We start from the raw sequence: 21,931 nt of genomic DNA on the forward strand, positions 1-21,931 counted from the left end.
CCCGCCCAATCGGAGACACCGCAATGCGCCCACTCGACTCCGCCGCCGTCAACCGCCTCGCCACTCTGTTCCGCGCGGGCGCCACCGACGCCGCCGCCGCCCGCCAGCTCAACATCGCCAAGAGCACCGCTGGCCTGTGGCGCCGCCGACTCGGCATCGCCCCCGCCCCGAAGCAGCCCTCTTCCCTCCGCTCCCCGCTCACCGTCGCCGAGAAATGGCAGCAGTTCGTCCGGCCCGTCGAGGACGGACACATGGAGTGGACCGGCCGCCGCCGCCCCGGCCCGTCCGCAGTGCTGGAGTTCACCCACCACGGCCGCGTGCACAGCGCCCGCCGCGTCGCGTTCACGATCCGCACCGGCCGTGAGCCCGAGGGCACCGTCACCACCGAGTGCGAGCGCGCCGGATGCGTCGCCCCCGCGTGCGTCGAGGACGAGCCCGGCCGCACCCGTAGCCGGCGCCACCTCGCCGTTGTCAACGGCTACGAGACCCCGCTCGCCGAGTGCACCCGCGGCCACGCCACCGCCGAGCACCGCCGCTACGACCGCGACGGCCGCCCCTACTGCGCCGCCTGCCACGCCCTCACCCACACCCAGAAAGCCGACGCCGCGTGACCGCCGCAACGCTCGACCTGTGGCCCCTCATCAACCGGCCGCCCGCCGAACCGATCCCCGGGCAGCTCGCCATCGAGGACGGCCCCCGCATCGGGTCCCTGTGCACCGGATACGGCGGGCTGGACATGGCCGTACAGCAGGTGCTCGGCGGGTCCCTCGCGTGGGTGGCCGACCCCGACCCCGGCCCGGCGCGCATCCTCGCCCACCACCACCCCGACACCCCCAACCTCGGCGACCTGACCGCCATCGACTGGACCGCCGTGCAACCCGTCGATGTCCTGATCGGCGGCTACCCGTGCCAGCCGTTCAGCCTCGCCGGCCAGTTGAAAGGAACTGACGATGAGCGACACCTCTGGCCGCACATTGCCCGTGCCCTTGGGGTTCTTCGACCCCGAGTCGCGTTCTTTGAGAACGTCGCGAACCACCTTCGAGTCGGCTTCGACACTGTCCTCTGCGACCTTGCCGACCTCGGGTTCGATGCGGAGTGGTGCGTTGTACGCGCGGACGAGGTCGGCGCTCCCCACCAGCGGCGCCGCCTGTTCATCCTCGCCACAGCTGCCGACGCCACGGGCGCGGGACGGCAAGGGGAGGACTCGCAGCGGCGACGGACTGCCCGAGACGGTCGCGTTGCTGCCGACACCGCGGACCTCGGACACGAACGGGGCGGGGGCGCACGGGGAGGGAGGCCCGGATCTGCGGACGGCCGTATCTCTGCTCCCGACGCCGCGGGCGTCGGACGGGGAGAAGGGCGGTCCGAACCAGCGGGGCAGCAAGGGCGACTTGGCGCTGCCGTCGGCGGTGGTGCAGTTGCTGCCCACACCGAGGGTGGCGGCCGGGCGGACGGGCCGGTCGGCGATCACGGGCTCCAGTTCCTCACCGAGCCTGGAACAGGCCGTGGAGTTGGCGAACGGCGAGACACCGCGGGAACTGGCGGGCCTGGCGGAAGTGCCTCCGTCGTGGAGTGGGGGAAGTTCGCCCCGGCAGTCGCGCGGTGGGAGGCGGTCACCGGCCGTCGTGTCCCCTGGGCAACTGACGATCGAGGCCGGCTGAGTCCCGCGTTCGTCGAGTGGATGATGGGCCTCCCCTCCGGTCACGTCACGGCCGTCCCGGGCCTCACCCGCACCCAGCAGCTCAAAGCGCTCGGGAACGGCGTTGTCCCGCAACAGGCCGCCGCCGCGCTGCGCTTCCTGCTCGACCGCGCCGGCCTGTCCCATCTGTTCAGGCTGGCCGCGTGACAGCCCGGCCGCGCAGCCTCCGCCTCGAGCCCCATCCCTGATCCGCCCCGGGGCAAGGACGTGCCCCGCGCCCCTCGCCCCGGGCGCACCACCCCCGTAAGGAGCACCACCCCGTGACACTCGACGCGTACGACTGGGCATGGCAGCACGCCCGCGCCCGGGGCAACGCTCGGTTGGTCGTCCTCGCCGTCGCGGACAAGACGACCGGCTCCGAAGCCGTCGCCCGGCTCGGCGTCACCGAGGCCATGCGCCGGCTCGGCGGAGTCGGCAAGGGCACCGCGGTCAAGGCCATCGCCGACGCGCTCGCCTCGGGCGACCTGGAGACCGCCGAGCCCGCCAAGGGCAGCCGCGCCGCCCTGTACCGCATCCCCGGAGCCGTCAACTACGTCCGCCGTAGCGGTCCGGATTCCAGACCACAACCGGCCGTTACGGACCGGTCCGGATTCCAGACCACTACCGGTTTGCGGTCCGGATTTCAGACCACAACCGGCCCCGCTACCGGTCTGGAATCCGGACCGGTAGCCGACGCCCCCCAAGACGGTTTGTGGTCTGAGATCCAGACCGCTTGTGGTCCGGAATCCGGACCACATCACCCACCCATAGATAGAGAGAGTGAAGGAGTGAGTGAAGGCGCGCCCGCGCCCACGTCGCTCACGGACCCGATCCCCCCGTTCGCTCGCCCCTTGGTTGACCGGATCACCGCCGCGAAGGTCTACGTCGGATGGGACCTCACCGCCGGCGAGTGGCTGCGCCTGGACGCCATGCTCCAGCGTTCCGGTGCCGACATGCTCGCCGAGCACGCCGTCACCATCGCCGCCCGCCAGCGCGTCAGCAGCGCCCGCTACTTCCTCCGGGCCTGGACGTCGCTCCCGCCCGCCCCGACCGCAGGCACTGTTCCCGCCGCCCCGAGCGGACCCGGCGCCGACGTAATCCCCCTCGACCGCGTGCCCCGCAAAAGCCGCGTCGCCCAGTCGGCCGACCACCTCGCCGCGGCCCTCGCCCGCATGGAGGCCCAGCAGTGATCCCCCGCGAAGTCGCCGCCCTGCTCGCCTACGTGGTGAAGCTCGATCCCCGCCTCGCCATCGATGACCCCAACGCCGCCGATGACCGCCTGGCCCAGTGGTGTGACCTGCTCTCCGACGTTCCCGCCCAGGTCCACGGCTGGGACGCCGCCCGCACCGCCCGCGACCACATCGCCCGCAGCCCCTACCGCATCCAGCCCAGCGACATATCCCGCCCCTGGCACGCCCACAAGGCCGACGTCCTCGGCCGCCATGTCGGCACGTTCGAGCCCACCGCCCACCCGGAGATCGACCCCGACGACGAGACCGGCGACGCCTACGTGACTGCCCTGCGCGCCGAACGTCGCGCCGTCGCCAGCGGCCAGCGTCCCCCGGACACCCACCGCGCCATCACCGCCGGCCCCATGGCCGCCCAGGTCAAGCGCCGCCTTGCCGAACTCGGCACCTACATGCCGCCGAGCGTCGCTGCCACCCTCGCCGACTACCGGCCCCACCGCGACCGCCGCGAACAGCTCGCCCGCGCAGGCGCCCCCGACCCGCTCAACGTGCCGTGCCCGTACGAGCACTGTCGCGCGCCCGCCGACCAGCCGTGCCGCGACCACCGCGGCGGGCACCGGCCGAAGCCTCACCCCACCCGCATCGACAACGCCCGCACCGCCCACTACGCCCAGGAGCAGCCGGCATGACCCCCACCCCCAAGAGCGCCCGCCAGCGGTCCCGCAAAAACCGCGGCTACGACGGCACCCGCAACGGCAGCCAGGTCCGCGTCACCGGGAAGTGGGCTGACCGCCCCGACCGGCCCGCCTCGCGCTCGACGTCCGACAAGGCCGAGGCCCGTCGGATCGCCCGCGAGTGGGCCGCCCAGGGCGCCTACGTCATCGCCGAGAAGGCCAGCGGTTTCCTGTGGCGGCCCTGGTTCGAGCTGGACGGGCCCGCGCTGCTCGCCCAGCAGGCCGCCGCCGAGGAGTCCCAGCGGGCATGGGCTCGTCGCGTCGCCCGCGAAGACGACGACCCGGAGGCCGCCGCCGCGGCCCGCGCCGCCCGCGAACACGACCACCTCGCCCGCCTGATGACCCGCCCGCCCGTCCCCCGGGACGCCACCGGCCGCGTCACCGCACGCCACACCACCGGAGGCCGCCCGTGATCCCCGCCGCCGTCCTTGCCGTCATCCGCGCCACCCTCGAAGACGCCCCCACCCGCGAGTTGCTGAACAGGCCCGGATGGACCGCTCAGCGCGTCACTCGCGACCTCGAACAGGCCGGATGGACGATCATCCCCACCCCGCCCAGGAACGCCGCCCAGCGGCCCGCGTAGCCCCTCCCCCGCTGCAACTCCCCGCTGCACGCCCACACGTGCTACGTTCCACGCGTGAGTGATTGCCGATCACTCACGCGTGGAGATCCACGGCACCGCCGTACGCATCCACCACCACGAACCGGGGCCGCCACCGAGCAGCCAGCACGAAGGGAACGCGCCAGTGGCCACACACCCCACCGACGCCGAACGGTTCGCCGCCAAGATCAACACCCGCGGCCCCCTCTCCCTCGTCCGCGGCGTACAGGGTCGGTGCCACATCTGGACCGGCGGCGCCCGCAGCAAACGCCCCCACGACGCCGGCCAGTTCGGCGAGTACTACGGCGCCTTCCACACCGCCGGCCGCACCGTCCGCGCCCACATCTACGCCTACGAGCAGGCCAACGGCCCCATCCCCGAGCCGGACGACAACGAGCCGCGCCCCGAGATCGACCACCGATGCCGCCGCCGCAACTGCGTCAACGTCGACCACCTCGAAGCCGTCGACCACCGCACCAACACCCTGCGGAGCACCGCGCCCACCGCGATCAACGCCCGCAAGACGCACTGCCACGCCGGCCACCCCTTCACCCCGGCCAACACCCGCCGCCGCAGCGACGGCAGCCGACGCTGCCGCACCTGCGAACGCACCCGCACCCGCACCACCCCCAACCCCGAAAGGCAGGCCGCCTGATGGCAGGCGAGACCGTCATGACCGTCCAGGGCAACCTGGTCGACGACCCCGAACTCAGGTTCACCCCGTCCGGGCACGCCGTCGCCAAGTTCCGCGTCGCCAGCACCCCCCGCACATACGACAAGAGCACGAACGAGTGGCGCGACGGGGAGAGCCTGTTCCTCACCGTCAACGCGTGGCGCAAGCTCGCCGAGAACGTCGCCGAGAGCCTGCACCGCGGCGCCCGCGTCATCGTTCGCGGCGCCCTCAAGCAGCGCAGCTACGAGGACAGCAACGGCGTCAAGCGCACGGTCTACGAGATCGAGGCCGAGGACATCGCCGCCAGCCTCCAGCGCGCCACCGCCGTCATCACCAAGGCCAACGGCCAGCAGCGCCAGCAGAACAGCGGCGGCTACGGCGCCCAGCAGAGCGGCTACGGCCAGCAGCCCGCAAACGACCCATGGGCCACCAACAGCCAGCAGCAGCGCGGCTACAGCGACCAGCCCCCGTTCTGACCTGCCGCCCGCGACCGGACGCCGCGCCGGCCGCGCGCGGGATCACCTCACCCAACCTGAGTCAGGAGCACCCCCTGATGAGCACCCAGCCCAACCCCGAGCCGTCGATCCCTGCCGCGGGTGACCGGTACGTGAAGCGGACCGAGCCCGACGTGGGCCGCATCGTCACCGTCACCAGCGTGTGGACCGACGAGGCCGGGCGCACCGCCGTGGCGTACGAGTGGCGCGACGACAAGCCCGGCGAGTGCGGTAGCGCGTGCCCGCTCGACGTGTTCGAGCGCACCTACCGGCCCGCGGCCGAGCAGGCCCCGGCCGACAGTCTCGCCGTGATCGACGGCCGCGACGCCCTCGCGTTCGTCGTCATCCGCCCCGCCGACGACGACCCGGACAGGGTCACCGTCGAGGCCGACGCCCGTCGCATGTCGAAGGCCGCCGCCGCGTACACCCTGCGCGTCGTCGCCGACCAGTTCGACACGGCCGCGCGCGCCGAGGGAGACGAGCCGATCCCGCACCCGGACGTCGAGGCGCAGCAGCCCACGGACCTTGCGGAATCGCCCTACGACGCCGCCCGCCGGTTCGCCCGCCGCCTGGCCGCCGTTGAGCGCCTGTGCTCCGGGCGACCCGGCTACCACTCGATCACCGTCAAAGCCTTGCTCACCGCCATGAGCGACGCCGACGACCAGGCCGAGCCCGTCTCGCCCTCGGCCGCCCTGCGCGCGGCAGGAAACGAAGCGGTCCCCGCGTTCATCCGCGCCATGAGCGACGCCGACGAGATCGAGGCGCAGCAGCCGGCCCCAGCCGACTCGCTCGCCGCCGCCGACCGCGCCGAGGTCGCCATGCTCCGCGAGCGCCTGGCCGAGGCAGTCGCCACGGTGGCGCAGTTGGAGCAAAAGCGCGTGGAGCTGGAGCGCATTGTGAACGCCGAACGCGCCGACGTCGCCGAGCTGACCAAGCAGCGCGACCGCATCGCCAACGACACCGCCAAGGCCCTCACCCCGAAGGACGGCAGCGCCTACGCCGCCGGCCTGATCGAGGCCGCCCGCCTTGCCGAGCAGGAGCGCGTGACCAACCCCCTCGGCGAGGCCGAGGAGCACGTCAACGACTGCTTCAACGACTTCGCCGCCATGCTGCGCCGCACGGCCACCAAGGCGCAGCAGTCGTGACGCTCCCCGACACCCCCGGACAGCTCATCATCGCCGCCGGGTGCTGCGCCATCGCAAGCCTGCTCTGCCTGCTCGGCGCCGTCCTCGCCGCCGCCCTCGAACGGAGAACCACCCCGCCGAGGTACCGCCGCCTGACGTGGCGGTACCTCGCCCACCGCACCGGTCTCGTCCTCTCCCTCTCGCTGCTGTTCACGGGCGTGCTGTTCTCAAACCGATGGCACCGCGCCCGCATCCTCGCCCGCAAGGAACGCCTGTGATCACCGCCCCCCGCCGCGCCGGCCGCACCAACGCCGCCCGCCAGGCCGCCGAGCAGCTGCTCGCCGACGGCCACCACGTCCACTACGCCGCCCACGCCGAACAGGTCTGCCTCACCGGCGAGTGCCGCATCGTCCCCACCGTCCTCGACGGCATCGCCCCCACCCAGGAGCCGACCCTGTGAGCAGCACCCGCCGCGCCCCCAAGCGCAAGCGCGACAAGCGCCGCGCCGAGACCGAAGCCTTGCGCACCGCCCGCCGTGACACCCTCGGCATCCTCCTCTCGCGCGTCCGGCGAAGCGTCGCACTCAGCCCGGCAGAGGCCGCCCTACTGGCCGCGCACGTCGAGGCCGAGCTGACCGAGGCCGACCGCGCCCGCGAGAGCGAGCGAGGCCAGCAACGCGCCATGGAGCAGCACCGGCAGCGCGTTACCGCCGCCGAGGAAACGATTCGCGAACTGGAGCAGCAGGCCACCGTTGCCGACGAGCGCGCCGAGTGCTGGAAGCGCCAAGCCGCCAACTGGGAACAGGCCAACGAGCAGGCCGAGCAGCGCCTCGCCCGCATCCGCGACATGACCGACAACTGGGTGCGCCACCTCCCCGCCACCATCCGCACCGCCACCGCCGCCGAAGCCGTACGCAACGCCGCCAACGGCGACGACCGCCCCGTCATGTTCGCCATCACCGGTCAGCAGGCCACCGCTGGCACCAAGGAGTTCGCCGAGCAGGAACGCGCCCGGTTCGAGCGGCTGTACACCCGCGAGACCCTGCGCGCCGACAAGGCCGAGGCCGAGCGCGACCGCCTCACCGCCGAGCTGGAAGACGCCGAGCACCGCGCCGACACGTACCGGGCCGCGTGGCATTCCGCCCGCGCCCGCGCCCGCAAGGCCACGCAGCGCGCCGAGCGAGCCGAGGAGTTCAGCAAGTTCGCCGAGGCCGCCGCGACCCGCAGCGAGCAGGGCGCCGAGGACTACCGCGGTGCCCTGTCTCACGCCCTCGGACTCGGCAACGGCGCACCCTGGGACGCCATCCACGAGCGCACCCGCGCCCTGCGCAAGGCCGACGAGCGAGCCGAGGCCGAGGCGAACCGGGAACGCAAGTACGCGATCAAGGCCGCGCAGCGCCTCGACGCCGCAGAGCAGCGCGCCAAGGCCGCCGAGCAGCAGCTCGGCCAATCGGTCGGCCGCGCAGCCCAGGCGATCACGGCGATGGGTGCCGACGTCCGCGCCGCCGAGCAACGCGCCGGCCGGTACCGCCTCGCGTGGCTCGCCTGCCGCCGCGACCGCAAGGCCGACCGCGCCGCCATGGCCGCCGAACTCCCCATCGTGCAGGCCGCGCACCGCGCCCTCGCCACCGCCGAGGAACTGTTCGTCACCAGCCCCGACGGAGCCATGCGCGAGACCGGCCGCCGCGTCCTCACCGCGTTCCTTCAGCAAGAGCCGGCCCAGCCCAAGGACGAGGCCGAGGCCGCCGAGGTGCCGCTGATCGCCGTGGGACCGGCCCGGGGCGCGCAGCTCACCGGAGCCGAGGCCGCCGAGAACCTGCGCCGATGGGCCACCTCCGGGATCTCCTTCGCCCAGCTCAACACCCGCCGCCGATGACCGCCCCGGCGCCCCGCACCGCGCGGGGCGCCCGCCCGCCCAGGAGCAGCACACCCATGCACACCCCCGCCCTCGACGCCGCCGCCGTCGCCACCATGCGCACCATCAGCGACACCGTTGCCGACCTCCGCGCCATCCGCGAGCAGTGGGGCGACCTGCTCACCGCGATCGCCCAGCCGCCGGCCGCCGTCTGGCCCCCGCTCGACAACATCAACGCCCTGCTCGCCACCCCGGCCGACGAGGACGCGCCAGCCCTCGGCCGAGTCCCGCTCGTGCTCCGCGAGCACCCCGCGCCCGCCAACCTCGACGCCCTTGACGCCGCCGTGTCCGTCGAACAGGCCCTGTTCGCCGCGTGCGACACCATCGCCGCCCGCGTGCAGCGGTCCGTCCGCCGCGTGACCGCCCGATGCGTCACCGGACCCCAGGGGCAGGCGTTCACCTTCGGCCCCGCCCTCGACCCGGACGACCGCGACGACGCGCGCCGCTGGCACCTGCCGACCAACCGGGAAGCGCTGTTGCCGCGCGCCACCGGCCACGTGCTTGCAGTCCCTCGACCCGTCACGGCCGAGGACGCGGAGGCCCACGAGAGGTGGGGCATCCGCCAGGTGCCCGGCGTGCCTGCCCGTCGTCGCCAGGCCGCCACCACCGTGGACGTTGCCACCGTCGGCAGCCGCGCACATGGTCTCCACTGGGCCGCCGTCTGGCTCGAAGGGCGCGCCCTCGGCGAGGACGTCGGCGACCTGTTCCAGCCGCTCCCCCTGCCCGTCCTCGACGACCTCGCCCAGGTAGCCCGCCGAGCCCGCGCCCGCGTCGAGCGCGCCCTCGGCCGCGACGGCAGGCCCACCACGCTCGCCGACCCCTGCCCGTGGTGCGCCGGCACCCTCACCGCCCACACCCGCAGCGGCGACCCGGCCGCCGCCGTCATTACCTGCTCGACCGGCGAGGCGTGCGGCGCACCGGCCGTCCTCGACCACGGCCGCCGCGTGTGGTCCGGTGCCGGACTGGTCGGGCTGTGGGCCGCGCTCGACGCCGCCCGGAGCAGCGCTGCGTAACCCCCAGGGCGCGCCCGCAAGTTGGGCGCGTCCTCTTTCACGCGTCCAATTGAACTGAGTTCATGAACCTAGTACAGTCGGCCATGCCGGACGACACCCGGCACGACCAAGGGAGCACCCCCGTGGACGCCTACACCACCGGACGCAGCCGCACCGGCCACTACAAGCAGCCCGGCAGCCACCTCACCTACTGCGGTCGACACGCCCTCGCCCGCACCAGCACCCACACCAAGATGTGCACCCGGTGCGTCAAGGCCGAGGCCCGCGACCGCGCCGAGGCCGAGGCCACCGCGAACGAGCACCGCCAGAACGCCCCCACCCTCGCCGAGCGCGCCAAGGTCCGTTACGCCCTGGTCGGCAAGGGCCGCCGCGTCCACTACTCGAACAACGACGACACCTTGTGTGGACGCCAGGTCAGCGAGTACACCGATGGCCTCGACGAGCGGCACGAGTCCCTGTGCACCCCGTGCATCCGGGCCGCCGAGAAGCGCGCCCACTCCCGCGCCCTTGCCGCCGCCGCGGTCGACCTCCCCGAGATCGCCGAGCAGACCGGCGCCCAGTTCCAGCGCAGCGCCCGCGCCGTCGCCGCCGTTGAGCACGCCGAGCACGTCGAGGCCGCCGTCGAGCACGCCGAAGCACTGCACGCCGCCGCGCTGGTCACCGAGGCCGACGCCACCCAAGGCACGTGGCGAGGCGACTGGATCGGGGAGCAGGCCGACGACCACGCCCTGTTCCCCGTCGATCGGCCGGCCGATCAAGGCGCACTGTTCGCCACCAACTAGCCCGCCTCGGCCCGCCCCAGCCCGGGGCGGCGCCCCTCCCAACAGGAGCAGCAGAGATGCCCAAGGACCAGCAGCCGGACGACGAGCCCACCGTCGCCGAGTACCAGCGGGCCGACGCGTCGAAGTTCCCCACGCACCCGGCCGGCCAACAGGGCGCCGTCGAGGGCATGCTCGCCGCCTACAACCGCAGCAAACTCGCCCAGAGCATCGAAGCGGACACCTCGATCGGCCGGTTCCAGCTCAGCATGCTCGCCGCGTTCGAGGAGTACGAGCACGCGCGCCGCCTTGAGATCATCGCCGCCGGCGGCGACCCCGACGAGGACCGCGACCCGTTCGAGACCGTACGCGCCATCGCGGACGGCTGGGCCGCCAGCGCCGATGACGAGGAGGCCCGCGCCGCCCTGCTCGACCACCTCGCCGACAGCCTCGACACCAGCGAGGTACGCGCGCTCCGCCTCGCCGCCGAGGCCGCCGCCGCCATCACGCCCCGACTCATTCTCGCCGACGCCGAAGCAGGCGCACGCGTCGCAGACACCGCTGACGACCTCGGCGTGAGCGAGCGCTACGTGTACCGAGTGCTCCGCGAGCAGCGCGCCGCCCAGCAGCAGGACGAGCCCGCTTGGTGCGACCGGAAGACGAGCGGCGGGCATGACTGGCACCGAAAGACGCCGAGCGCCGGCATGCGCTGCCGACTCTGCGACCTGCCTTTCAAGGACTGGTCGGGCGAGGACTGCCCGGACGCTCAGTAGCCCCAGACAGCAGCGCGGGCCCGCACACGGGGACGACACCCCCGGACGGGCCCGACTAACCACGATCGGAAGCACCCCGACCAATGGCCACCACGCACCCTACCCTCGCCGCGGAGCGCGCCGCCCGCGACGCCGACATACGCCAGCGCGCCGCCGCTGGAGCCTCCGCCCGCTCCATCGCACGCGAGACGGGCCTCCACCACACCACCGTTGCCCGCATCATCCGCACCGCCCCCGCACCGGAGCACACCACCGTGGAGCAGGTGGAGCCCTCCACACCGGAGCCCTCGCAGCAGACGGAGCGCGCCACTCCCGCACCACCCGCCCCGACCAGCGGAGACCGGCACACGCCGCCCCGCACCGCCCTCATCAGGGAACTGGCGCCGGACCTGATCCGCGACCTGAACGTGTTGGTCGACCGGCGTACCGGTGCGCTCCCCGCTCCACTCGCCGGCATCGTCCGCGCCTACGCCGACCGCGAGCGCGCCAGGTGGAGCGCAGCACTGGAGCGCCGCTTCCCCACGGAGCAGCACCGGCCGTCCGGTCGCGCGCCGGCCCGCGCGCAGGTTGCGCCGTGACCTTTCCGTGACCTAGAGTCGGGGGCGACCCCGGCGTGCCCGGAAACGAACGCCCCCGCATCAAGCACTGCGGGGGCATTCGTGTGCCCCGTGCAACCATCGCCCCGCCCCACGCGTCCCACTCGGGACAGTCACCAACCCGTGGGGGGACCACGTGAAGCACCGCGCCACCGCCGCCGTTACCGTCCTGCTCGCCGCCGCCGCGCTCACCGCGTGCAGCAGCAGCGACAGCAGCGACGACAAGCCCGCCGCGCCGCCGTACAAGATCACCCACCAGGACGACAGCGGGAACCAGCGCCGCGTACAGGTCGAGGTCACCTCGGCCAAGGATCTCCGCGCCGTGTTCGATGACGTGGCCGGCGGGCTGAAGGACGACGCCGGGTGGTTCGTAGAGATCAACTGCGCGACGGGCGGCACGGCCAAGGTCGACAACCGGCTCGCCAACGGGAAGAAGGCGGTCGGCTCCGTCGGCGCAGCGGCCACGGGTCTCGATGACGGGAAGACCGAGTACGAGGCGCAGCAGGGACGGAAGTGCCCCGCGTAGCACCACACCGCACCGACCAACGCCCCGCCGGCCGAGCCGCGGGGCGTTCCTCATGCCCAAGGAGCCCCCGTGCTGTTCAAGGTCCGCCCGACCATTGACCGCCTCGCCCAGGACGCCTACGAGGCGTACGCCGAGAGCACCGACAACAAGAACGTCCGCGGCGAGGAGCTGCCCGAGTGGGGCGACCTCACCACGCCCGTGCAAAACGCGTGGAAGCTCGCGGCCGAGGCCGTACGCCACTGCGTCGAGCTGAACGCCTGACCGCGCCGAGGGGGTGAGCCGTGGTTGCCCGCCCCATCACCGCCAAGGACCGCGCCGCCGTCAAGCGGCTGCACGGCCAGGGCAAGGCACGCAACGAGATCGCCCGCGCCATCAAGCGCAGCCCCTCGACCGTCTCGAAGCTCGCAAGCGAGCTGGGCCTGTCGTTCGACCGGGCGCCCGAGGTGGCCGCCGCGACCGCCGTCCGCAAGGCCGACCTCGCCGCGCGCCGCACCGCGTTCGCCGAGCGGCTACAGGACATAGCCGAGCGCGAGGCCGACAAGATGAGCCGGCCCACCCTGTATTGGGAGTGGGGCGGCAAGGACCACAAGTACGCCGAGAAGACGCAGCCCGAGCCGACCGCGGCCGACCGGCGCGCCATCATGGGCATCGTCGCCACCGCCCTCGACCGGTCGCTCAAGCTCGTCCCGCCGAAGGACGACGGAGCCGCCGAGAGCCGGTCCGTGATCGGCGACCTGATGGCCGGCCTTGCCCGCGACTACGCCGAACGGCACGGCGGGCCGCCGCCCGAGTTCGTGCCTGACGACCAGGCCGCCGAGGGCGACGCCGATGCGTAGCGCGCTCGCCCTGTCCCCGAAGCAGGTCGACAGCATCCTCGAAGCGCGCGCCTTCCAGAACGTTTGGGAGGGGTCGGTTCGGTCCGGGAAGACGATCGCGAGCCTGCTCGGCTGGTTGGACTTCGTGTGCAACCGGCCCGAGGGCGGCGAGCTGGTCATGGTCGGGCGCACCCGCGACTCGCTTGCGCGGAACGTGTTCGGCCCGCTGATGGACCCGACGATCTTCGGCAACCTGACCCGGGACATTCACTACACGAGCGGTGCGCCCACGGCGAACGTGCTGGGGCGCACCGTGCACACGTTGGGCGCCAATGACGCCCAGGCCGAGCCGAAGGTGCGCGGCTTGACCTGTGCCGGGGCGTACGTGGACGAGCTGACCACGCTCCCCAAGACGTTCTACGACCAGCTCAACGCCCGCTGCTCGGTCGAGGGCAGCAGAATCTACGCCACGACCAACCCGGACAACCCGAACCACTGGGCGCGCAAGGAGTACCTACTCCGCCCCCGCGAGACCCGGCTCCGGTCGTGGCACTTCGTGATGGACGACAACCCGGGCCTCAGCGACGGGTACAAGGCCAGGACCAAGGCGTCTTACCGCGGCCTGTTCTACAAGCGGAACGTTCAGGGCCTGTGGGTGATGGCCGAGGGAGCCATCTATGAGGCGTACGACGAGGCCGTCCACGTGGTGGACGAGCTGCCCGAGATGCGCCGGCACTGGCTCGGCATGGACTACGGCACGGTCAACGCCACCTCCGTGATCCTGCTTGGCGAGGGCGTCGACGGCCGCCTGTACGTGTGCGCTGAATGGCGTCACGACTCCCGGCAGGCGCAACGGCAGATGACCGATGCGCAGTACAGCGCTGCAATCCGCGCGTGGCTGACCGAGCAGGGCGTCACCCCGGAGTGGTCGTTCGTCGACCCGTCCGCCGCGAGCTTCATCCGGCAGGCGTACGAGGACGGTTTCCCCAACCTGGCCAAGGCGTCCAACGACGTCAGCGACGGAATCCGGGACGTGGCCTCGCTGCTCGCCGCCGGCGTGCTCCGCATCCACCGGTCCTGTACGGGCCTGCTCGATGAGCTGCCCGGCTACGTCTGGGACGAGAAAGCGGCGGAGAAGGGCGACGACAAGCCCGTCAAGATCAACGACCACAGTTGCGATGCGTTGCGCTACGTCGTCCATTCGACCGCCCAGGAGTGGCGGCACCTGCTCACCCTCGCCGCGTAAGGAGGTCGCCGCCGTGGCCGCGACGCCGTTCCCCACACTCCGCCTGCCCGTCCGCCTCACGATCGGCGGCCACTCCGCCGACGTCGGCACCATCACGGTCAACGGCCGCGAGCAGGTCGGGCCGCAGATCGCCGATGCACTGCGCGCCGCCGCCGACGCGTACGACCGCGTGACCGACGAGGAGGTGAGCACCGATGCCGCTCCCCGCTGACGGGTCCGCGTGGCCGCCCCCGCAGTGGGCAGAGCACTACCGGCGCATGGAGATAGACGACGCCTGGTACGCCGGGGACCGGCACCGCCTCGCCCGCGTCTACGGCCACCACGAGCACCGCGCCAGGCGCGGCCTGCTCGGCCTGTGGGGGCGCCGCTCCCGGCAGAACCACGGCCGCCGTGACCACCGGCTACACGTCCCCCTGCCCGGCGACATCGCCTCGACCTCGGCTGACCTCCTGTTCACCGACATGCCAGCTATCAAGGTCAGCGACGAGGCGACGCAAAGGCGCCTCGACACCCTGATGGACGAAGGGCGCCTTCAGCAGACCCTCTTGGGCGCAGCCGAGCAGGCCGCCGCCCTGTCCGGGGTGTTCCTGCGGACGACGTGGGCGCGGGACGTCGCCGACTACCCGATGATCACCGTCATGCAGCCGGACGCCAGCTTGCCGGAGTTCCGGTTCGGGATGCTGCGGGCCGTGAACTTCTGGCGCGAGCTGGACGGCTCGACCGACGCGCAGGTGTGGCGGCACATCGAGCGGCACGAGCCGGGCCGCATCGTGCACACCCTCTACCAGGGCACGAAGACCAACGTTGGCCGCATGGTGCCGCTCACCGAGCACCCCGACACCGCCGACCTCACCGACAGCCTCGGCAGCGACGGGCAGTCCATCGAGACCGGTATCCAGCAGCTCACGGCGTCGTACGTGCCGAACATGTTGCCGAACCGGCTCCACCGCACCGCGCCGATCGGGCGCAGCGACTACGCCGCGCCGCTTCACGACCTGTTCGACAGCTTGGACGAGGTGTGGACGAGCTGGATGCGGGATATCCGGCTCGCCCGCGCCCGGCTCATCGTCCCGGACGGCTACCTGCGGGACAACGGACCCGGCAAGGGAGCTGAGTTCGACGAGGACGAAGAGGTCTACCGGACGCTGAAGATGCCGCCCAACGAGGCAGGCGCGTCGATCACGCTCGCCCAGTTCGGCATCCGGGTCGCCGAGCACCAGTCCACCACCGAGGCCATCGTGCGCCAGGCCGCCCAGTCCGCCGGCTACTCCGCACAGTCCTTCGGGCTCGAAGGCGAAGGGCAGCCGATCACCGCCACCGAGTCCGACAGCCGCGACCGGCGCAGCACGGTCACCCGCGGGAAGAAGGCCGGGTACTTCAAGCACGGCCTGGCCGAGCAACTGCACGTTCAACTACAGCTCGACAAGGTCCTGTTCGGCCGCCCGATCACACCCGAGCGGCCGTCGATCGAGTTCGGGCCGGGCGTCGCTGAGAGCTTGCAGAGCACAGCGACCACGCTCGAACTCCTCAACCGCGCGCAGGCCGTGAGCGCGAACACCAAGGTGAAGATCCTGCACCCGGAGTGGGACGACACGGCCGTGAAGGCAGAGGCCGCCGCGATCTTGAAGGAGACCGGCGCCGCCGAAGCCCCGGACCCCGTGGGCACGTTCCCGATGTGACAGGGGGTGCGCCGTGGCGATCCATCCGGGCATGGTCGAGGATCTTGCCGCGCGCACCCGCGACCTGTACGCCGACGCCGAGGCAAGGTTGTTGGGCATCGTCGCACGGCAGCTCGCACAGGGCCTTGAAGCGCCCGGGTGGGCCACGGCCAAACTTGCCGCGATCCAGAAGGTACGGCGGGCCGCTCAGGCCGTGGTCGATGAGCTGGGCAAGGCCGTGCAGCTCGACGTGTTCGACGCGGTTGCTGACGCGTACAACACCGGGCACCGTGCCGCCGTCGCCGAGCTGGGGGCCCTGTCCGACGACGCGCGCCGCCTGGTCGACGACGTCACCCCGAACGCTCAGGCCGTCGACAGGCTCGCCGAGGAAACCACCTCCCTCCTGACCGACCGGCACCGCGCCATTCTGCGCGGCGTCGAGGACGGCTACCGACAGGTGGTCTCCGAGGTGACCGCAACGCCCCTACTGGGCGCAGGCACCCGCCGACAGGCCACCCAGGACGCCATGCGGGCGTTCGCCGATCGCGGCATCACCTCGTTCGTGGACCGGTCCGGCCGACGGTGGCAGCTCACCAGCTACGCCGAGATGGCCGTGCGCACGAGCGTGGGCCGGGCCGCGACCGAGGCCCACATGCGGACCCTGTCCGACGCGGGCGTTGACCTGGTCATCGTGTCCAACTCGCCGCGCGAGTGCCCGCTGTGCCGCCCGTGGGAACGGCGCGTGCTCAGCATCGGCGGGCCGGGCGGCCGGCGCACAGTCGAGCTGGAGCATGCCACCGAGGACGGCCGCATGATCCGCGTAGACGTGGCCGGATCGCTGGACGAGGCGCGCGCCGCCGGCTTGCAGCACCCGAACTGCCGTCACAGCGTGGCCGCATACACGCCCGGCATCACGAAGGTGGGCGACGCCGACCCGGACCCGGACGGGTACGAGGCCGGACAGCGTCAGCGGGCGATCGAGCGGAACATCCGGAAGTGGAAGAACCGCGAGGCCGCCGCGACGACCCCGGAGGAGCAGCGCGCCGCCCGCGCGAAGGTCCGCGCGCACCAGGCCGCCATGCGCGACCACCTCAGGGCGCACCCCGACCTACGCCGCCTCCCCCCTCGCGAGCAGCCCGGCGCGTCGAACCTCCCGCCGAAGCAGACGCCGGCCGCACCCGACCAGATCGAGCGCGCCCGCGTGTGGTCCGGCGACGAGCACACCGTGCGCGAGATGAGCGACGACCAGCTGTCGGCCGCGCTGCGCACCCCGCTTGACGACCGCGCCCGCATGCGGATCGAGGCCGAAGCGGACCGCCGCGACACCGCAGCCCTGCTCGAACGTGCCCACCCGCGCGGGAAGCTCGCCGACGACCTCGCCGAGTTCAGCGACGACGAACTCGGCCGCGTCCTGCCCCACGTCGACACCCCGGGCGCGCTGCGCATCGCTGGGGAGATGGACCGCCGCGACATGGCCGCGCGCCTGCCGGGCGTCCGCGCCGATCTCGTACGGCTCTCCGACGACCAGCTCGCCGCGCGGGTGCGCGAGGCCATCGCCCACAGCACCGACGACGTGAGCGAGTTGGCCGCCGAGGCGCACCGCCGCGACATGCTCGCCGAGCACTTCCCCGGCGGGCAGCTCGCCGACGACCTCACGGCCGTGGGGGACGACGAACTCGCGTGGTGCATGACGTACGCCGAGCCGGCCGAGCTGGAGCAAATCGCCGCCGAGTTCGACAGCCGGTATCCGGTGGAGCTGCCGCCGCCGGCCGCGACCGGTGACGCCGTCGCCGACATGCTCGCCGACCGCGATGCCCTCGCCGAAGCGATGGACCCGGTGCCGGACCCGGACGGGTGGGGCGCCCTCGCCGACGATGAGCAGTTCGCCGCCGAGCTGGCCGAGGAGATCGCCCGGCAGTCCGCCCGCGATGAGGCCGTGGCCGCGGGCGAGGTACCGCAGGTCTCCCGGGCCGAGGCCCGGCGCATGTACGAGGAGTACGTGTATCGGCAGATGCTCGCCGCGGACGAGGCGTGCAACGGCGTGTTGCTCAACGCGAAGGCGCGCGCCGCCGGACACTCCCCGCTTAGCCTGTTCTCAGGCCCTGCCCGGATCTCCCACGCCCGCGCGTCGGACGAGCTGAAGGCGTGGTGGGCCGAGCACGGCCGCATGACGCAGGCCGAGTTCATCGAGTCCGTGACCGGCCGCGCACAGCGATGGGCGGCCGGGGCGAAGAAGAACGAGGCCGACCACCAGAACCGGAGGTGAGCGGATGGGCGCGCGCGAGGAGATCACCCGCGCCGTACTGGACGGAGCCGCGGCCGGGCGCCGCGGCGACCCACCAACCGTCTGCCCGCACGAGGGACTGCTCCGCACGGCGTGGATCAAGGGCTACGCCCGAACCGCGCCGCCCCTGCCCGACCCGGGTGAGGACGCGTAGCACCCGCCACTGACAGCACCACCCGAACGGCCCCCAGCCAGGCGCAGGGGGCCGTTTCTGTTTGCCCCGACACGCGGCCCGCCAGGCGCGCGCCGCCCCCGACACGGCCCAGGAGGCCCCGTCATGTCCAGCCCGTTCCGACACCCCCTCGCCAGCCACCCCGCCGGTACGATCCTCGGCCGCCGCCGCGACGGCCGGCCCATCTTCGCCATCGCGGGCGGCAGCGGTGAAGGAGCCCCCGCGCCTGCGCCCGCCGCGCCGCCGGCCCCGCCCGCGCCGAGCGTCCCGCCGACCCCCGCCCCGGCACCGGCCAACCCGCCCGCGCCTGCCCCGGCGCCCGCGGCCCCGCCCGCGCCCGCGCCCGCGCAGGGGGAACCGCAGGACGTCGCTTCGCTGCCCGACTGGGCGCAGAAGATCATCCGCGACACGCGTGCCGAAGCCGCCGACTGGCGCACCAAGGCGCAGGGCACCGCGCCGCAGCCCGCGCCCGCCCCGGTGCCCCAGGGTGAGCCCGCGGCCCCGCCCGCGCCTGTGGGACCGGACCCGGCGCAGAGGCTCGCCGTCCAGACGGCAGTCATCGCCGCCGCCCCCGCGGCCGGCGTCGACATCACCCGCGTCATCGACTCGCAGGCCGCCATGACCGCGCTCGCCGCCGTCAACCCGGCCGACGCCAACGCGGTCAAGAACGCGCTGGTCGAGGTTCTGAAGACGCACCCGCACCTCGCCGCCCAGTACGGCCCCGCCCGCAGCGGCGCCGACTTCGGCCACACCACCCCCGGCGAGCGCAAGCCCGCCAACCTCTCCGACGCCATCGCCGCGCGACTCGCGGCGAGCTGACCCCCAGCCGCCCGGACCACGGGCGGCCCCGTAGACAGGAGTACCGCCCGTGCCCGCTATCTCTCTGGCCGAGGCCAAGAACAACACGACCGACGACCTCGACCTTCAGGTCATCGACGAGTTCCGGAAGGCGTCCGTCGTCCTGGACTCGCTCCAGTTCGACCAGGCCGTCAACCCGGCCGGCGGTGGGGCAACCCTCACCTACGGCTACCGCCGGCTGATCACCCAGCCGACCGCGAGCTTCCGTGCGCTCAACAGCGAGTACACGGACAGCAACGTCACCACACAGCGGTACTCCGTTGACCTCGCGGTCCTCGGCGGCAGCTTCTCTGTGGACCGCGTCATCGCGCAGATCGGCCCGGCCGCGTCCGGCGCCGTCGCGCTGAACATGGCGCAGAAGATCAAGGCCACGTCCACGAAGTTCCAGGACGCCGTGATCAACGGCGACGTCACCGAGGACGCGAACGGCTTCGACGGGCTCGACAAGGCCCTGACCGGCTCGGACACCGAGTTTCGCGCCGACAAGGTCACCGACTGGTCGGACTTCGACTCGGGCAGCCGCGCCGAGCACAAGGCGCTGGACGCCATCGATGAGTTCCTGTCCCTGCTCGACGGCGCGCCCACCCTGATCCTCGGCAACGCCAAGGCCCTGGCCCGCGTCCGCGCCGCGGCCCGCCGCGCCGGCATGTACTCGCGGAACCCCGTGGACGGCCTGCTCGGACCGGACAACCGGCCGATCGAGCGCGAGGCGTACGGCAACATCACGTTTGCCGACCCCGGCGCCAAGGCGGGCACCAACGACCCCATCATCCCCGTCGAGAACCGGACCGTGGGCGGCACCGCAGCGACCGGCCTCACCGACCTGTACGCCTACCGCGCCGGCCTCGACGGCTTCCACGGCGTGGCCACCGCGGGCGGTCAGATCGTGTCGTCCTACCTGCCGGATTTCACCAAGGCCGGCGCCGTCAAGCGCGGCGAGGTCGAGATGGGGCCGGTCGGCGTCGCCCTCAAGGCGACCAAGGCCGCGGCCGTCTACCGGAACATCAAGGTGGCCTGACCGTGGCTGTGATCACCGCGCCCGTGAAGGGCTTCACCGGTCCCGGCGTGGGTGGCCTGGTCTTCCAGGACGGCCGCGCCGAGACCGACCACCCGGCGGTCATCGCCTACGCCCGCCGCCATGGCTACGGCGTCGAGGACGAGCCGCCGCACGCCCCGCCGAGCGGGGACGGCAGACCGGACGCCGCCGAGCGTCCGGCCCGTTCCGCGTCCAAGGCCGAGTGGGTCGCCTACGCCGACCGGCAGGACCCGGGCGACCACGAGGCGATGACGAAGGAACAGCTCATCGACACGTACGGGGGGTGACCGGTGGCCCGCGTGTACGCCACCCCCGACCAGCTCGCGGCGTACACCGGGCAACCGGCCCCGGCCGACGCCGCCCGCCTGCTCTCCCGCGCGTCCCGGTTCCTCGACGAGCGCGTGTTGAAGGCATGCCTGTACGCCACCGACGACGACGGCATGCCCACGGCCCCCGAGCTGCGCGACGCGTTCCGCGAGGCCGTGTGCATCCAGGTCGGATGGTGGGACGAGGTCGGCGACAGCACCGGAGCAGCGGGCGCCGGATGGGGGTCCGTGACCCTCGGCCCGGTCACCCTCGGTCGGTCCGTTACCGACGTGTCCCCGGATGCCTCGCCCGCCCGGATGCTGGCCCCCGAAGCGTGGGACCTGCTGCGGACCCTGCCGCCGGACGTGATCCGGTGGGAGGTGATCTGGTGAAGCTGCCCGGCTGGCTGCTTCGGCACACGGTCACGATCGAGCCGTACGAGGGCGCAGGCGCGTACGGCGATGTGTTCGGGGAGCCGACCGCAGCCGCGGCCCTGGTTGCCGAGACCGTCAAGCACATCCGCGACGCCACCGGCACCGTGACCGTCTCGACCGCGCAGGTCTACGCGGGTCCCGATCTCGTCTGCCCGGTCGGCTCGCGGGTGATCCTCCCCGACGGCCGGATGACCCGGGTCCTCACCGTCTCGCACCACACCGCGCCGGGCCTGCCCGTGCCGGAATCGACGGAGGTGTACTGCGAGTGAGCCCTGTACGGATCACGTGGCACGGGCCCGCCGTCGAGACCGCACTCCGCGCCGCGGCCGCGCGCGGCGTCCGGCTCGGCACCGAGCACCTGCTCGAAGTCTCCAACCAGCGTGTCCCGATCGAGGAAGGCACGCTCGAACGCTCGGGCGTGGCCACGGTCGATGAGGGGTCCCTGACGGGCGCCGTCTCGTACGACACCCCGTATGCCGTCCGGCAGCACGAGGACATGTCGCTACGGCACGACGCCGGCCGCGAAGCGAAGTGGCTGGAGAAGGCCGCCCGGAGCGAGGCGGACACCGTCGGCCGGATCATCGACGCGCAGGTACGGAGGGCGCTCCGGTGAGCGGCTTTCTGCGGGACCTGGTCGACGGGCTCGCCCAGACGATCGCGGATGCGGGCGCGGCCACGTACCGGCCGACCGGCGTCTACAAGCCGGGCGAGACCGCGCTCACGGACACGGTGATGCCGGACAGCCCGGACCGCGCCATCGTCCTCACCGCCTACGACACCACCGACGACCCGGCCATGACGGACTGCACGGTCGCCATGCAGGTGCGTACCCGCGCGGGCGCGGACCCGCGCGACGTGGCCGACCTCGACGAGGCCGTGTTCCTCGCACTGCACGGCCTGCGGGATCAGACGTTCGGCACGGCCGCGCTCCGGTTCATGAAGCGCGACAACTCCGCCTCACTGGGCCGCGACGCCACCGGCCGGTTCGAGCGCACCAGCAACTACACCGTCCGGGCGCAGCGCCCGGCATCCGACCGCCTCGAATAGGAGG

Annotated in this window: 31 protein-coding genes and 1 pseudogene; all 32 read left to right on the top strand. The window is 72.9% G+C overall.

Annotation, left to right across the window (positions count from 1 at the left end):
• Positions 1 to 23: 23 nt before the first annotated feature.
• The 32 genes and pseudogenes from ABEB07_RS14435 to ABEB07_RS14590 all read left to right on the top strand — a co-directional run bounded on the left by ABEB07_RS14435 (position 24) and on the right by ABEB07_RS14590 (position 21,927).
• A complete protein-coding gene (locus tag ABEB07_RS14435) occupies positions 24 to 611 on the top strand; it encodes a hypothetical protein (RefSeq protein ID WP_345668672.1) in 588 nt (195 codons plus the stop codon).
• Positions 612 to 736: 125 nt separating this feature from the next.
• Positions 737 to 1,117, top strand: a pseudogene (locus tag ABEB07_RS14440) (DNA cytosine methyltransferase); the annotation flags it as partial.
• Between the two features lie 564 nt (positions 1,118 to 1,681).
• Positions 1,682 to 1,846, top strand: a complete 165-nt coding sequence (locus tag ABEB07_RS14445) for a hypothetical protein (protein ID WP_345668944.1) — start codon at positions 1,682 to 1,684, stop codon at positions 1,844 to 1,846.
• A gap of 113 nt (positions 1,847 to 1,959) precedes the next feature.
• Positions 1,960 to 2,868, top strand: coding sequence for a hypothetical protein (locus ABEB07_RS14450; protein WP_345668673.1), 909 nt, complete (start codon positions 1,960 to 1,962; stop codon positions 2,866 to 2,868).
• A complete protein-coding gene (locus tag ABEB07_RS14455) occupies positions 2,865 to 3,554 on the top strand; it encodes a zinc finger domain-containing protein (protein WP_345668674.1) in 690 nt (229 codons plus the stop codon). Before ABEB07_RS14450 ends, ABEB07_RS14455 begins: the two co-directional genes overlap by 4 nt.
• Entirely contained in the window at positions 3,551 to 4,012 is a 462-nt protein-coding gene (locus ABEB07_RS14460) for a hypothetical protein (protein WP_345668675.1), read from the top strand. Before ABEB07_RS14455 ends, ABEB07_RS14460 begins: the two co-directional genes overlap by 4 nt.
• Complete coding sequence (locus tag ABEB07_RS14465) at positions 4,009 to 4,182, top strand: hypothetical protein (RefSeq protein WP_345668676.1); 174 nt, start codon at positions 4,009 to 4,011, stop codon at positions 4,180 to 4,182. The genes ABEB07_RS14460 and ABEB07_RS14465 overlap by 4 nt, the downstream gene beginning before the upstream one ends.
• 163 nt (positions 4,183 to 4,345) lie before the next feature.
• Positions 4,346 to 4,855: an HNH endonuclease gene (locus ABEB07_RS14470; protein WP_345668677.1), complete on the top strand. Its 510-nt coding sequence runs from the start codon at positions 4,346 to 4,348 to the stop codon at positions 4,853 to 4,855.
• Positions 4,855 to 5,349: a single-stranded DNA-binding protein gene (locus tag ABEB07_RS14475; protein WP_345668678.1), complete on the top strand. Its 495-nt coding sequence runs from the start codon at positions 4,855 to 4,857 to the stop codon at positions 5,347 to 5,349. The genes ABEB07_RS14470 and ABEB07_RS14475 overlap by 1 nt, the downstream gene beginning before the upstream one ends.
• A 77-nt stretch (positions 5,350 to 5,426) precedes the next feature.
• On the top strand, positions 5,427 to 6,512 hold the full coding sequence (locus ABEB07_RS14480; RefSeq protein WP_345668679.1) for a hypothetical protein: 1,086 nt from the start codon (positions 5,427 to 5,429) through the stop codon (positions 6,510 to 6,512).
• Positions 6,509 to 6,769 carry a hypothetical protein gene (locus ABEB07_RS14485; protein WP_345668680.1) on the top strand — a complete coding sequence of 87 codons (261 nt, stop codon included), beginning with the start codon at positions 6,509 to 6,511 and terminating at the stop codon, positions 6,767 to 6,769. Before ABEB07_RS14480 ends, ABEB07_RS14485 begins: the two co-directional genes overlap by 4 nt.
• The gene (locus ABEB07_RS14490) at positions 6,766 to 6,951 is read left to right on the top strand and encodes a hypothetical protein (RefSeq protein ID WP_345668681.1); all 186 of its coding nucleotides are present in this window, start codon (positions 6,766 to 6,768) and stop codon (positions 6,949 to 6,951) included. The genes ABEB07_RS14485 and ABEB07_RS14490 overlap by 4 nt, the downstream gene beginning before the upstream one ends.
• The gene (locus ABEB07_RS14495) at positions 6,948 to 8,366 is read left to right on the top strand and encodes a coiled-coil domain-containing protein (protein WP_345668682.1); all 1,419 of its coding nucleotides are present in this window, start codon (positions 6,948 to 6,950) and stop codon (positions 8,364 to 8,366) included. The genes ABEB07_RS14490 and ABEB07_RS14495 overlap by 4 nt, the downstream gene beginning before the upstream one ends.
• Before the next feature lie 56 nt (positions 8,367 to 8,422).
• Positions 8,423 to 9,418, top strand: coding sequence for a hypothetical protein (locus tag ABEB07_RS14500; RefSeq protein WP_345668683.1), 996 nt, complete (start codon positions 8,423 to 8,425; stop codon positions 9,416 to 9,418).
• Between the two features lie 62 nt (positions 9,419 to 9,480).
• Positions 9,481 to 10,200, top strand: coding sequence for a hypothetical protein (locus ABEB07_RS14505; protein ID WP_345668684.1), 720 nt, complete (start codon positions 9,481 to 9,483; stop codon positions 10,198 to 10,200).
• 56 nt (positions 10,201 to 10,256) lie between these two features.
• Complete coding sequence (locus tag ABEB07_RS14510; RefSeq protein WP_345668685.1) at positions 10,257 to 10,949, top strand: helix-turn-helix domain-containing protein; 693 nt, start codon at positions 10,257 to 10,259, stop codon at positions 10,947 to 10,949.
• Positions 10,950 to 11,032: 83 nt separating this feature from the next.
• A complete protein-coding gene (locus ABEB07_RS14515; protein ID WP_345668686.1) occupies positions 11,033 to 11,527 on the top strand; it encodes a hypothetical protein in 495 nt (164 codons plus the stop codon).
• A gap of 154 nt (positions 11,528 to 11,681) precedes the next feature.
• Complete coding sequence (locus ABEB07_RS14520) at positions 11,682 to 12,071, top strand: hypothetical protein (protein ID WP_345668687.1); 390 nt, start codon at positions 11,682 to 11,684, stop codon at positions 12,069 to 12,071.
• Between the two features lie 69 nt (positions 12,072 to 12,140).
• The gene (locus ABEB07_RS14525; RefSeq protein WP_345668688.1) at positions 12,141 to 12,332 is read left to right on the top strand and encodes a hypothetical protein; all 192 of its coding nucleotides are present in this window, start codon (positions 12,141 to 12,143) and stop codon (positions 12,330 to 12,332) included.
• Between the two features lie 20 nt (positions 12,333 to 12,352).
• Complete coding sequence (locus ABEB07_RS14530; RefSeq protein WP_345668689.1) at positions 12,353 to 12,907, top strand: helix-turn-helix domain-containing protein; 555 nt, start codon at positions 12,353 to 12,355, stop codon at positions 12,905 to 12,907.
• A complete protein-coding gene (locus ABEB07_RS14535; RefSeq protein ID WP_345668690.1) occupies positions 12,900 to 14,132 on the top strand; it encodes a PBSX family phage terminase large subunit in 1,233 nt (410 codons plus the stop codon). Before ABEB07_RS14530 ends, ABEB07_RS14535 begins: the two co-directional genes overlap by 8 nt.
• A 13-nt stretch (positions 14,133 to 14,145) precedes the next feature.
• Positions 14,146 to 14,343: a hypothetical protein gene (locus ABEB07_RS14540; protein ID WP_345668691.1), complete on the top strand. Its 198-nt coding sequence runs from the start codon at positions 14,146 to 14,148 to the stop codon at positions 14,341 to 14,343.
• Entirely contained in the window at positions 14,327 to 15,811 is a 1,485-nt protein-coding gene (locus tag ABEB07_RS14545; protein WP_345668692.1) for a phage portal protein, read from the top strand. The genes ABEB07_RS14540 and ABEB07_RS14545 overlap by 17 nt, the downstream gene beginning before the upstream one ends.
• Before the next feature lie 31 nt (positions 15,812 to 15,842).
• Entirely contained in the window at positions 15,843 to 18,056 is a 2,214-nt protein-coding gene (locus ABEB07_RS14550; RefSeq protein WP_425589010.1) for a phage minor capsid protein, read from the top strand.
• Between the two features lie 4 nt (positions 18,057 to 18,060).
• Positions 18,061 to 18,228 carry an Rmf/CrpP fold protein gene (locus tag ABEB07_RS14555; protein ID WP_345668694.1) on the top strand — a complete coding sequence of 56 codons (168 nt, stop codon included), beginning with the start codon at positions 18,061 to 18,063 and terminating at the stop codon, positions 18,226 to 18,228.
• Between the two features lie 123 nt (positions 18,229 to 18,351).
• Positions 18,352 to 19,065: a hypothetical protein gene (locus ABEB07_RS14560; protein WP_345668695.1), complete on the top strand. Its 714-nt coding sequence runs from the start codon at positions 18,352 to 18,354 to the stop codon at positions 19,063 to 19,065.
• A 49-nt stretch (positions 19,066 to 19,114) separates the two neighbouring features.
• Positions 19,115 to 20,122 (top strand): major capsid protein, encoded by a 1,008-nt coding sequence (locus ABEB07_RS14565; protein ID WP_345668696.1) that lies wholly within the window; start codon positions 19,115 to 19,117, stop codon positions 20,120 to 20,122.
• 2 nt (positions 20,123 to 20,124) lie between these two features.
• Positions 20,125 to 20,427: a hypothetical protein gene (locus tag ABEB07_RS14570; protein WP_345668697.1), complete on the top strand. Its 303-nt coding sequence runs from the start codon at positions 20,125 to 20,127 to the stop codon at positions 20,425 to 20,427.
• A 3-nt stretch (positions 20,428 to 20,430) separates the two neighbouring features.
• Positions 20,431 to 20,838: a hypothetical protein gene (locus ABEB07_RS14575; protein ID WP_345668698.1), complete on the top strand. Its 408-nt coding sequence runs from the start codon at positions 20,431 to 20,433 to the stop codon at positions 20,836 to 20,838.
• Positions 20,835 to 21,149, top strand: a complete 315-nt coding sequence (locus ABEB07_RS14580) for a hypothetical protein (protein ID WP_345668699.1) — start codon at positions 20,835 to 20,837, stop codon at positions 21,147 to 21,149. Before ABEB07_RS14575 ends, ABEB07_RS14580 begins: the two co-directional genes overlap by 4 nt.
• On the top strand, positions 21,146 to 21,493 hold the full coding sequence (locus ABEB07_RS14585; RefSeq protein ID WP_345668700.1) for a hypothetical protein: 348 nt from the start codon (positions 21,146 to 21,148) through the stop codon (positions 21,491 to 21,493). Before ABEB07_RS14580 ends, ABEB07_RS14585 begins: the two co-directional genes overlap by 4 nt.
• Entirely contained in the window at positions 21,490 to 21,927 is a 438-nt protein-coding gene (locus ABEB07_RS14590) for a minor capsid protein (RefSeq protein WP_345668701.1), read from the top strand. The genes ABEB07_RS14585 and ABEB07_RS14590 overlap by 4 nt, the downstream gene beginning before the upstream one ends.
• Positions 21,928 to 21,931 lie beyond the last annotated feature (4 nt).

Origin of the sequence: Streptomyces similanensis (assembly GCF_039543625.1) — a bacterium.
Lineage (GTDB): Bacteria > Actinomycetota > Actinomycetes > Streptomycetales > Streptomycetaceae > Streptomyces > Streptomyces similanensis.